Raw genomic sequence first — 11,312 nt, 5'->3', positions numbered from 1 at the left:
CACTCAAATTGTCTGGCGGCGTCAAAGGAGACCAGCCATGCCGATGGAACAGCGCGGAGTCGACACCATCCCCGAGGACGAACGCACCAGCACGCCCCGGGACCTGGTGACGATCCTGCTCGGCTCCAACCTCTGCCTGGGGGTGATCGTCTTCGGCTGGCTGCCGCCGTCGTTCGGGCTCGGCTGGTGGGCGTCGGTCGGCGCGATCGTGGCCGGCACCCTGGTCGGCATCGCCTTCACCGCCCCGCTGGCGCTGATCTCCCTGCGCACCGCCACCAACCTCTCCACCTCCTCCGGCGCCCAGTTCGGGGTGCGCGGCCGGCTGGTCGGTTCGGTCGTCGGCCTGCTGCTGGCCCTCGGCTACACCGCGCTGACGGTGTGGATCGGCGGCGACGTGACCGTCGGCGTGCTGCACCGGATGTTCGGCCTGCCCGCGAACGAGACCGCGTACGTCCTGGTCTACGGGCTGCTGGCCGCGGCGACCGTCGCGGGCGCCGTCTACGGCTACCGGGTGCTGCTGACGATGTCCCGTCTCCTCGCGATCGGCATGACGGTCCTGCTCGTCCTCGGCGTGATCGCCTACGCCCCGGACTTCACCACGGGCGCGCTCCCCGAGGCCGGCGGCTATCTGCTGGGCGGGTTCTGGCCGACCTGGCTGCTGGCGGCGGTGGCCGCGGGCCTGTCCGGTCCGGTCGCCTTCATCACCCTGCTCGGCGACTACACCCGGTACATCTCCCCCGCCCGCCACTCCTCGCGCACGGTGCTGCGCGCCACCTGGCTCGGCCTGCTGCTCGGGCTCCTGCTCCCCCAGCTCTTCGGCACCTTCACCTCGTACGCCGCCCGCGCCGCACTGGACTACGCGGGCCCGCTCGCCGAGGCCGCCCCCGCCTGGTACCTGCTGCCGCTGCTGCTCGCCGCCTCGGCCGGGTCGGTCGGCAACGCGGGCCTGATGCTCTACTCGATGGGCCTCGACCTGGACGCCATCCTGCCCCGCCTGTCGCGGGCCCGCGCCACCTGCGCGGTCGCCGTCGTGGCGACGGCCTGCGTGTTCGCCGGTCACTTCGCCATCGAGGCGCAGACGGCGATGACGTCGTTCGTCCTGCTGCTGACCGCGATCGGCACGCCCTGGGCCGTCATCACCCTCATCGGCTTCGTCCGCTGCGGCGGGGTGTACGACCCGGACGCCCTCCAGGTCTACAACCGCCGCGCCCGGGGCGGGGCTTACTGGTACACGGCGGGCTGGAACGTCCCGGCCACCGTGTCGTGGGCACTGGGCGCGGCCGTCGGCGTCCTCGCGGTCGCTCTCCCGTCGTACGAGGGACCGCTGCTCGCGCTGACGGGCGGGGTGGACTGCAGCTTCCTGCTGTCGGCTGCGGTGGGCGGACTGGCGTATCTGCTGCTGACCGGCCGTACGAAGGAAACGGCCGCCGCGGGGACGGAGTCCGCGGCGGCCGTGCCGACGCCGGCCGAGGCCCAGGGCACGCCCGGGGGCATGTCCTAGGACACGCCCTAGCCCAGCTTGTGCATCCAGCCGTGCTTGTCCGCGGCCGTACCGCGCTGGATGTCGAGGAGGGCCTGGCGCAGCTTGAGGGTGACCTCGCCGGGCTCTCCGCCGCCCTGCTTCCACTCGGCGCCCGCGCGCTTGACCGTGCCGACCGGGGTGATGACCGCGGCCGTGCCGCAGGCGAACACCTCGGTGAGGGTGCCGTCCTCGGAGTCCCGCTGCCACTGCTCGACGGAGACGCGGCCCTCCTCGGCCTCGTAGCCGAGGTCGCGGGCGACGGTGAGCAGGGAGTCGCGGGTGACGCCCTCCAGGATGGAGCCGGTGAGGGTCGGGGTGACGATCTTGTCGCCGTACACGAAGTACAGGTTCATGCCGCCCAGTTCCTCGACCCACTTGTGCTCGACGGCGTCGAGGTAGCAGACCTGGTCGCAGCCCTTCGCCGCCGCCTCCGCCTGCGCGAGCAGCGACGCGGCGTAGTTGCCGCCGGTCTTGGCGTCGCCCATGCCGCCGGGGACGGCGCGGACGCGGTCCTCGGAGACCCAGATGGAGACCGGCTTGACGCCGCCCGGGAAGTACGCGCCGGCCGGGGAGGCGATGACGATGAACAGGTACTCGTTGGCCGGCTTCACGCCGAGCCCGACCTCGGTGGCGATCATGAACGGGCGCAGGTAGAGGGACTCCTCGCCGCCGTGGGCCGGCACCCACCCCTTGTCCTGCTGGACCAGGACGTCACAGGCCTCGATGAAGGTCTCGACCGGCAGCTCGGGCATGGCGAGGCGGCGCGCGGAGCGCTGGAAGCGCAGGGCGTTCTGGTCCGGGCGGAAGGTGGCGACGGAGCCGTCGGGCCGGCGGTAGGCCTTGAGGCCCTCGAAGATCTCCTGCGCGTAGTGCAGGACCGTGGTGGCCGGGTCGAGGGGGATCGGCGCGTACGGCACGAGCTGGCCGTCGTGCCAGCCGCGGCCTTCCGTCCACTTGATCGTCACCATGTGGTCGGTGAAGTGGCGGCCGAATCCGGGGTTGGCGAGGATCGCCTCGCGCTCCGCGTCGGAGAGCGGGTTGGCCGAGGGCTTCAGCTCGATCGTGGGCGTCGTCATGAGTGGTTGTCCTTCACCGGTTGTAGTGACGGGCCGCTTTCACGCCCCACCGGCCGTTTCCGGCCAGTGTTAGGACGTCCGAGCTTTCCCTCATTCCGCGGCTCCGCGTTCGATTATCGCGCGCGGCTGTCGGCCGAAGAAACGGGGTGAAGGCGGCCCAGGGGTCGATGGTGGCACCCGGCGGGGACACGGGGAAGCCGCCGGGCGCCCTGAGGGGGACCCGACGGCTTCGAGAGTTCGAGTGGCGCGGCCGGGTCAGCCGGCTACTCGTCCGGCGAGCGCGTCGCCGATCTCCGAGGTGGAGCGGGCCGGGTTGCCGGCGCGCTCGGTGAGGTCGGCGGCGACGGCCTCGTCGATGCGGTCGGCCTCGGCCTCGTAGCCGAGGTGGCGCAGCAGGAGCGCGACGGACAGGACCGTGGCGGTGGGGTCGGCCTTGCCCTGGCCGGCGATGTCCGGGGCCGAGCCGTGCACGGGCTCGAACATGGACGGGAACTCGCCGCCCGGGTTGATGTTCCCGCTGGCGGCGACGCCGATGCCGCCGGAGACGGCCGCGGCGAGGTCGGTGATGATGTCGCCGAACAGGTTGTCGGTGACGATGACGTCGAACCGCTCGGGCTGGGTGACCAGGAAGATGGTCGCCGCGTCGACGTGGATGTACTCGGTGGTGACCTCGGGGTACTCCTCGGCCACCTTGTTGAAGATGTTCGTCCACAGGTGACCGGCGAAGGTCAGCACGTTGTTCTTGTGGACGAGGGTGAGCTTCTTGCGCGGGCGGGCCTGGGCGCGGGCGAAGGCGTCCCGGACGACGCGCTCGACACCGTAGGCGGTGTTCACGGACACCTCGGTGGCGACCTCGTGCTCGGTGCCCTTGCGGATGGTGCCGCCGTTGCCGGTGTACGGGCCCTCGGTGCCCTCGCGGACGACGACGAAGTCGATCTGCGGCTCGCCGGCGAGCGGAGTGGCGACGCCGGGCAGCAGCTTGGACGGCCGCAGGTTGACGTGGTGGTCGAAGGCGAAGCGGAGCTTGAGCAGGAAGCCGCGCTCCAGGACACCGGACGGGACCGAGGGGTCGCCGATGGCGCCGAGCAGGATGGCGTCGTGCTTCTTCAGGGCGTCGAGGTCGGCGTCGGTGAGGGTCTCACCGGTGGCGTGGTACCGCTTGGCGCCGAAGTCGTACTCCTTGGTCTCCAGCTTCACATCCTGCGGAAGGACGGCGGAGAGGACCTTCAGGCCTTCGGCCACGACCTCCTGGCCGATGCCGTCACCGGGGATCACTGCGAGATTGATGCTGCGAGACATGCGGGCACCCTACTCCTCGTCCCATGGGATGACACGCACTGTCCGCGATACGGACGCGCCGCCCGTCGTCGTCGTCCAGCGTTCACCCGTACGTGGCACGGGTGTCGGGCCGCGCTGGGAAGTTCACCGGCATGGAGATCCCCGACTTCGGCATACCGGCCCGGCTCGCCGACCGGATGAGCATGGCCGAGCAGCACGAGTACCTGCGCACGACGCTCACCCGGCGCCGGACGCTGGTGACGGCCGGGGCGGTGGCGGCGGGCGCGCTCACGGGCTGCTCCGGCGCGCCGGGCACCACCCGCTCCGCCGCGGCCCCCTCCCCCGCGACCTCCAGGGCCCCCGGCTCCGCCGTCGTCCCGTTCGGCCGCCATCTCGCCTTCGGCGCCGATCCGCGCACGGCGATGCGGATCTCCTGGCAGGTGCCGGCCGCGGTGAGACGGCCGTACGTGCGGATCGGCACCCGCCCCGACGACCTGGGCGGCCGGATCGGCGCCGAGATCCGCGCGCTGCGCACCCCCGAGGTGCGCGGGGTGCGCGCGGCGGTCGAGCAGTACTACGTGCACGCCGCCCTGGACGGCCTGCTGCCCGGCACGACGTACTACTACGGCGTCGGCCACGAGGGCCGGGACCCGGCCGCGCCCGGGCACCGCGCGTCCCTCGGCAGCTTCCGCACCGCGCCCGCGAAGCCCGAGCGGTTCACCTTCACGGCCTTCGGCGATCAGGGCGTCGGCGAGGCGGCCGCCGCCAACAACGCGCTGCTGCTCGGCCGGAAGCCCGCCTTCCACCTCCACGCGGGCGACATCTGCTACGCGAACCCGACCGGCAGGGGCAAGGAGTCGGACGCCTACGACGCGACCCACTGGGACCTGTATCTGAGGCAGACCGAGCCGGTGGCGCGGTCGGTGCCGTGGATGGTGACGACCGGCAACCACGACATGGAGGCCTGGTACTCGCCGGACGGCTACGGTGGCCAGTGGGCCCGCTGGTCCCTGCCGGGCAGCGGCTTCGACCCGCGCCGGACGCCCGGCGCGTACGCGTTCACCTACGGCAACGTCGGCGTGATCGCGCTGGACGCCAACGACGTGTCGTACGAGATCCCCGCCAACCTCGGGCACAGCGACGGGCGTCAGACGGCCTGGCTGGACAAGAAGCTGCGCGAGCTGCGCGCGGACCGGGGAGTCGACTTCGTCGTCGTCTTCTTCCACCACTGCGCCTACTCCACGTCCTCGCACGCCTCCGACGGCGGGGTGCGCGCCGAGTGGGTGCCGCTGTTCGCCGAGCACCAGGTGGACCTGGTGATCAACGGGCACAACCACGTCTACGAGCGCACCGACGCCATCCGCGACGGCGGGGTGGGCCGGCCGGTTCCGGTCGGCGGCTCCACGGACCCGCGGCGCGACGGCACCGTGTACGTCACCGCGGGCGGCGGCGGGAAGGAGCTGTACGGCTTCCCGGCGGGGGTCGCCGAGAGCTACGAGGGGAAGACGGCCCAGCACGAGGCCGTGCCGGCCTTCCGGTGGACGAGGTCGCGGCGCGCGGAGCCGGAGACCGTGGAGTGGTCGCGGGTGCGCTACCGGGGGTTCTCGTTCCTGTCCGTGGAGGCGGTCGGCGGGGCGGCCCCTCGGCTCACCGTGTCGGCGCTCGCCGGGAACGGGGAGCGGATCGACCACTTCGAGGTGCGCCGGGGCGGCTGAGCCGGCGCCGACCCCTCAGTGACCCGTCGAACCGCCGTTGTCCCGGCGGTCCAGGGCGCGCTGGAGGGCGGCGGCGGCGTTCTTGCGGTCGGCGTCGCTGTTGCGGGAGCTGTGGCGGACTCGGCGGCGGACGGTCGTCTCGGCCATGGGGCATCGACTCCTTCGGCAAACGTGGAGTACGGAAAGGGGGTTGCGAGACGCCGGTCGGGCGGGAGCTGCGGTGCCGCAGGGGTTGCCTGCACGGGCCCGGCTCACGAGCGCCCTTCGCTGGGTCGAGCGAGACGTTCGGCTCCTACAAAGCTACGGGAGGACGGAGCGTCTGTCTCCACAATTACTCGGACTTCCTACTATCTGAGACGGGCGGCTGCCGGGCCGCGGATGTGCCAGGTCAGAGCACGTCTCCGTCCCGCCAGTCGAAGACCAGCTCGGCGTCCGGGTCCGCGGCCCGGACCGGCGCGGGCCAGACGTACGTGGAGCCCTCCTCGTCGCGCAGACGGACGACGCCCTCCGGGCCGAGCGCGCGGATCGGCCCGCTCCACGCCCGCCAGCCGCGGCCGGTGTACAGCAGGGCGCCGTCGTCGCTCGCGGAGAGGGCGCCGAGGTCGTAGGCGCGGGTGATGATCCCCTCCAGGGCGGTCATGACCGTGCCGCCGAGCCCCTGCCGCCGTACGTCGGCCCGTACGGCGACTCCCTCCACGTAGCCGACGCGCAGCCACCGCTCGCCGAACCGCACCCGCCGCATCACGACCGCGCCGTGCGCGGCCAGTCCCCGCCCGTCGTGGACCAGGGCGTGCATGCCGCCCAGGGTGTGCTCCCAGTCCTCGTCGGCGAAGTCGCCGTCGAAGGCGTTGTGCAACAGGGAGCGGATCTCGGTGAGTTCGGCGGGGTCGAGGCCGGCGGTGTGGGCGGTGCGCGTGGTCGTCATGGCGCCAGTATCGCGAGGCCCGCCGCCCGCTTTCCCCCGGTTAATTTCGGTCGTCCGGCGCGATCCGGCGCCCCTACGGTGCCCCCATGACCGAACTTCGCACCGAACGCCTGCTGCTCCGCTCCTGGCGCGACTCCGACCTCGACCCGTGGTTCGCGCTGAACACCGATCCGGAGGTGCGCCGGTACCTGCCCGGCATCCCCAGCCGTGAGCGGACCGACGCCGGTGCCGCCCGTTTCCGGGCCGACCTCGAAGCGCGGGGCTGGGGGTTCTGGGCGGTCGAGGTGCGCGGCACCGGCGAGTTCATCGGCTTCACGGGCCTGGACCCGGTGGAGGAGGGCCAGCCGTTCACGGGTGTGGAGGCGGGCTGGCGGCTGGCCCGCTCCGCCTGGGGCCACGGCTACGCCACGGAGGCCGCCCGCGCGGTGCTCCGCTTCGGCTTCGCCGAGCTGGACCTGCCGGAGATCCTCGCCGTCACCGTGCCCGCCAACCGGCGCTCGCGGGCCGTCATGGAGCGCCTGGGCATGACCTGCGACCCGGCGGACGACTTCGACGACCCGAACGTCCCCGAGGGGCCGCTGCGCCGCAGCGTCCTGTACCGCCTCACGGCTCGGTAGTGCCCCGGCCGCACGCGGACGGGCCGGGTCCCGTGCAGGACCCGGCCCGTCTCAGTGCCCGGTGAGGGCTCAGCCCATGTGCGGGTAGGTGTAGTCGGTCGGCGGGACCAGCGTCTCCTTGATGGCGCGGGTCAGGGTCCAGCGCTGCAGGTTCTGCGGGGCGCCGGCCTTGTCGTTGGTGCCGGAGGCGCGGCCGCCGCCGAAGGGCTGCTGGCCGACGACGGCGCCGGTCGACTTGTCGTTGATGTAGAAGTTGCCCGCGGCGTAGCGCAGCTTCTCCATCGTGTACGCGGCGGCCGCGCGGTCGCCCGAGATGACCGAGCCGGTGAGGGCGTAGTCGGACACCGACTCCATCTGGGTCAGCATCTCGTCGTACTTGTCGTCCTCGTAGACGTGCACGGCGAGGATCGGGCCGAAGTACTCGGTGGTGAACACCTCGTTCTCCGGGTCGGTGCACTCGATGACGGTCGGGCGGACGAAGTAGCCCACCGAGTCGTCGTAGGAGCCGCCGGCGACGATCGTGCAGGACGGGTCGTTCTTGGCGCGGTCGATGGCGGCCTTGTTCTTGGCGAAGGCGCGCTCGTCGATGACGGCGCCGATGAAGTTCGACAGGTCGGTGACGTCACCCATGGTGATGTAGTCGACCTCGGCGGCGAACTCCTCCTTGAAGCCGTCGTTCCAGATGGACGCCGGGATGTACGCGCGGGAGGTCGCGGAGCACTTCTGGCCCTGGTACTCGAAGGCACCGCGGGTCAGGGCGGTCTTCAGGACGGCGCGGTCGGCGCTCGGGTGGGCGACGACGAAGTCCTTGCCGCCGGTCTCGCCGACCAGGCGCGGGTACGCGCGGTACTTCTCGATGTTGGCGCCGACCGTCTTCCACAGGTACTGGAAGGTCTTGGTCGAGCCGGTGAAGTGGATGCCGGCCAGGTCGCGGTGGTTCAGCGCCACCTCGGAGACCTCGAGGCCGTCACCGGTGACGAGGTTGATGACGCCCTTGGGCAGGCCCGCCTCCTCCAGCAGCTGCATCAGCAGCACGGCGGCGTGGGTCTGCGTCGGGGACGGCTTCCACACGACGACGTTGCCCATCAGGGCCGGGGCCGTCGGCAGGTTGCCCGCGATCGCCGTGAAGTTGAACGGGGTGATCGCGTAGACGAAGCCCTCCAGCGGGCGGTGGTCCAGGCGGTTCCACACGCCCGGCGAGTTGGCCGGGGGCTGCTCGGCCAGGATCTGGCGGGCGTAGTGGACGTTGAAGCGCCAGAAGTCGACCAGCTCGCAGGGGGTGTCGATCTCGGCCTGCTGGGCGGTCTTGGACTGGCCCAGCATGGTGGACGCGGCCAGGGTCTCGCGCCACGGTCCGGCCAGCAGCTCGGCGGCGCGCAGGATGATCGCGGCGCGGTCGTCGAAGGACATGGCGCGCCAGGCCGGGGCGGCGGCCAGGGCGGCGTCGATGGCGTCCTGGGCGTCCTGCCTGGTGGCGTTGCGGTAGGTGCCGAGGACGGCCTTGTGGTTGTGCGGCTGCACGACCTGGAAGGCCTCACCGCCGCCCATCCGCTTCTCGCCGCCGATGGTCATCGGCAGGTCGATCGGGTTCTCGGCCAGCTCCTTGAGCTTGACCTCCAGGCGGGCGCGCTCGGGCGAGCCGGGGGCGTAGCCGTTCACCGGCTCGTTGACGGGGGTGGGGACCTGGGTCACAGCGTCCATGGGTTCCGTAACTCCTTACTGAGCGGGTGTGTTCGGGCTCAGCCCTTGCTGACCATCGAGCGCAGGAAGAACTGGAGGTTGGCCGGCTTCTCCGCCAGGCGGCGCATGAAGTAGCCGTACCAGTCGGTGCCGTAGGCGGTGTATACGCGCATGCGGTGGCCCTCCGCGGCCAGCCGCAGGTGCTCGTCGCTGCGGATGCCGTACAGCATCTGGAACTCGTACTCGTCGAGCTTGCGCCCGGCGCGCCGGGCCAGCTCCTGTGTGATGGAGATCAGGCGCGGGTCGTGGGACCCGATCATCGGGTACCCCTCGCCCTCCATCAGGATCTTCAGGACGCGCACGTACGCCTTGTCGATCTCCGGCTTCTGCTGGTAGGCGACCTCGGCGGGCTCCTTGTACGCGCCCTTCACGATCCGCACCCGGCTGCCGTTCGCGGCGAGGCGGCGGGCGTCGGCCTCGGTGCGGAACAGGTAGGCCTGAATGACGCAGCCGGTCTGCGGGAAGTCCTTCCGCAGCTCGTCGTGGATGGCGAACATCGAGTCGAGGGTGGTGTGGTCCTCGGCGTCGAGCGTGACCGTGGTGCCGATCGCGGCGGCGGCCTCGACGACCGGGCGGACGTTGGCGAGGGCGAGCTCGTGGCCGTCCTCCAGCGCCTGCCCGAACATGGACAGCTTCACCGACATCTCGACGCGCTCGCCGAGCCCCAGGTCCTTGAGCTGGTCGATCAGCTCCAGGTAGGCGTCGCGGGCGGCGGTGGCCTGCTCGGGGGTGGTGATGTCCTCGCCGACGACGTCCATCGTCAGCTCCAGGCCCTTGGCCGTGAGGTCCTTGATGATCGGCACGATGTCGCCGACGGTCTCACCGGGGATGAAGCGGTCGACGACCTGCTTGGTCACCGGGGCCGCCGAGATCAGGCGGCGCATCCGGTCGCTTCGCGACGCGGCGAGAATCACGGGACCCAGCACGGGGCACCTCCACATACAACCAACCATCGGCCGAAACCTGGCGAATCAGGTACGGCACGGAGAACCACCGTGAAACCTAAGGATTACTCCGATCGTCTGCCATCGACAGCTGTCACGCATCCGTGCCGGAGATCTCAGACAGATGTATGAAGGCGGCGCGGAAATGCGGGACAATGCCCCGGTGACGTCGGATTACAAGGGTGACTACCAGGAGCTGGTCGACGAGATCTCGGAGCTCCTGGGCGCCCCGGCGACGCTGGAGAACCGCGACTTCGAGCTGATCGCCTTCGGGGCCTACGACAGTGAGGGCGAGCTGGACGCCTCGGCGCTGGACCCGGTGCGCACCCGCTCGATCCTCACCCGGCGCTCCACGGCCGCCGTCCGCGCCTGGTTCGAGGGCTTCGGCATCACCCGGGCGACCGGCCCGGTCCGCATCCCGCCGACACCGGAGGCCGGGGTGTACCGGGGGCGGATCTGCCTGCCGGTACGCCATCGGGGTGTCGTCCTCGGCTACGTGTGGCTGCTGGAGGACGAGCCGGGCCCGACCGAGCCACAGCTGACGGCCGCCATGGAGGTGACCGGGCGGATCGGGGCACTGCTCGCCGACGAGGCGCAGCACGGCGCCGACCTCACCCGGGAGCTGCGCGCGGTGCTGACCGCCGAACGCGGCTGGCAGCGCGACATGGCGGTGGCCGCCCTGCGCACCGCGCTGGGCCCGCGCGGCGACGGCCCGCATGCCGTGGTGTGCGTGGCGCCCTGGCCGTCGGCGGACCCGGACGACGCCCCTTCGGCACGGGCGATCCCGCACACGACCGCCCTGTGCACGGTGCCGTGGGGCGTCACGGGGCAGAGCCTCGCCGCCCTGGTCCGGCTGCGTGCCGCGGACGCCACCGCCCCGGCGCTGAGCACGGCGTCCCGGCTGCTGCGCGAGGGCGCCCGCGCGGCCGGGGTGAGCGAGCCGCGCGCCGGCCTCGCCGAGCTGGGCACCTCCTGGCAGGAGGCCTCGGCGGCGGCCCGCGCCGCCCTGGCGGAGCCCCAACTCGGCCCGGTCGCGGAGTGGACGTCCATCGGTCCGTACCGGCTGCTCACCGCACTCCCGTCGGAGGCCGCCCACGACCCGGCGGTCGCCGCACTGCTCTCCCCCGCCCACCAGGAGCTGGCCCGCACCGCCGAGGTCTACCTGGACCGCGCGGGCCAGGCCGGCCGCACCGCCGCCGAACTGGGCATCCACCGGCAGACGCTCTACTACCGCCTGTCACGCGTGGAACAGCTGACGGGCCTGGACCTGGACGACGGGGAGGACCGGCTGCTGCTGCACATGGCGTTGAAGGGGGCGCGGCTGCAGGACGCCGGGGGCGGCACCTGACCGTGCCGCCGAGTACGGGTGCTGAGCCGACCCGGGTGGGACGGATTTTCCGCAGCGTTTCCGGTGCGTCCCGTTGTGCCTGGCCCGATACTTGCTCGCACAGCGTGGCGGCAGGCCCGCGCTGAGGCACGAAACCGGGGGATGAGC

General features: G+C 71.9%; 10 protein-coding genes. 4 read left to right on the top strand and 6 right to left on the bottom strand.

Features of this window, described 5'->3' with window-relative positions; genetic code table 11:
* The first annotated feature begins 37 nt into the window (after positions 1 to 37).
* Entirely contained in the window at positions 38 to 1,501 is a 1,464-nt protein-coding gene (locus AMK31_RS15475; RefSeq protein ID WP_073941097.1) for a cytosine permease, read from the top strand.
* A gap of 8 nt (positions 1,502 to 1,509) precedes the next feature.
* Here the strand turns inward: AMK31_RS15475 and AMK31_RS15470 are convergent, their stop codons facing one another.
* Together AMK31_RS15470 and AMK31_RS15465 are read right to left on the bottom strand one after the other, a co-directional pair.
* Entirely contained in the window at positions 1,510 to 2,598 is a 1,089-nt protein-coding gene (locus AMK31_RS15470) for a branched-chain amino acid aminotransferase (RefSeq protein ID WP_073941096.1), read from the bottom strand.
* A 255-nt stretch (positions 2,599 to 2,853) separates the two neighbouring features.
* On the bottom strand, positions 2,854 to 3,897 hold the full coding sequence (locus AMK31_RS15465; RefSeq protein ID WP_073941095.1) for a 3-isopropylmalate dehydrogenase: 1,044 nt from the start codon (positions 3,895 to 3,897) through the stop codon (positions 2,854 to 2,856).
* Between the two features lie 131 nt (positions 3,898 to 4,028).
* On the opposite strand from AMK31_RS15465, the gene AMK31_RS15460 reads away from it, so the two are divergent.
* On the top strand, positions 4,029 to 5,591 hold the full coding sequence (locus AMK31_RS15460) for a purple acid phosphatase family protein (RefSeq protein WP_073941094.1): 1,563 nt from the start codon (positions 4,029 to 4,031) through the stop codon (positions 5,589 to 5,591).
* A gap of 15 nt (positions 5,592 to 5,606) precedes the next feature.
* On the opposite strand, the gene AMK31_RS42110 is transcribed toward AMK31_RS15460, so the two are convergent.
* Both AMK31_RS42110 and AMK31_RS15455 read right to left on the bottom strand, forming a co-directional pair.
* A complete protein-coding gene (locus tag AMK31_RS42110; RefSeq protein ID WP_107468616.1) occupies positions 5,607 to 5,738 on the bottom strand; it encodes a hypothetical protein in 132 nt (43 codons plus the stop codon).
* A 241-nt stretch (positions 5,739 to 5,979) separates the two neighbouring features.
* The gene (locus tag AMK31_RS15455; RefSeq protein ID WP_073941093.1) at positions 5,980 to 6,516 is read right to left on the bottom strand and encodes a GNAT family N-acetyltransferase; all 537 of its coding nucleotides are present in this window, start codon (positions 6,514 to 6,516) and stop codon (positions 5,980 to 5,982) included.
* An 86-nt stretch (positions 6,517 to 6,602) separates the two neighbouring features.
* On the opposite strand from AMK31_RS15455, the gene AMK31_RS15450 reads away from it, so the two are divergent.
* Entirely contained in the window at positions 6,603 to 7,133 is a 531-nt protein-coding gene (locus AMK31_RS15450) for a GNAT family N-acetyltransferase (RefSeq protein ID WP_073941092.1), read from the top strand.
* Between the two features lie 69 nt (positions 7,134 to 7,202).
* Here AMK31_RS15450 and pruA read toward each other — a convergent pair whose 3' ends face one another.
* Both pruA and AMK31_RS15440 read right to left on the bottom strand, forming a co-directional pair.
* Positions 7,203 to 8,834, bottom strand: a complete 1,632-nt coding sequence (gene pruA / locus AMK31_RS15445; RefSeq protein ID WP_073941091.1) for an L-glutamate gamma-semialdehyde dehydrogenase — start codon at positions 8,832 to 8,834, stop codon at positions 7,203 to 7,205.
* A 38-nt stretch (positions 8,835 to 8,872) separates the two neighbouring features.
* Positions 8,873 to 9,799: a proline dehydrogenase family protein gene (locus AMK31_RS15440; RefSeq protein ID WP_073941090.1), complete on the bottom strand. Its 927-nt coding sequence runs from the start codon at positions 9,797 to 9,799 to the stop codon at positions 8,873 to 8,875.
* Positions 9,800 to 9,941: 142 nt separating this feature from the next.
* Between AMK31_RS15440 and AMK31_RS15435 the strand changes: the two genes are divergently transcribed.
* On the top strand, positions 9,942 to 11,165 hold the full coding sequence (locus AMK31_RS15435; RefSeq protein WP_385310774.1) for a PucR family transcriptional regulator: 1,224 nt from the start codon (positions 9,942 to 9,944) through the stop codon (positions 11,163 to 11,165).
* Positions 11,166 to 11,312: the final 147 nt, after the last annotated feature.

Source organism: Streptomyces sp. TSRI0107 (genome assembly GCF_001905845.1).
Lineage (GTDB): Bacteria > Actinomycetota > Actinomycetes > Streptomycetales > Streptomycetaceae > Streptomyces.
Note: the sequence above shows the minus strand (reverse complement) of the source record. Positions and strands in the feature narration are given on the sequence as shown.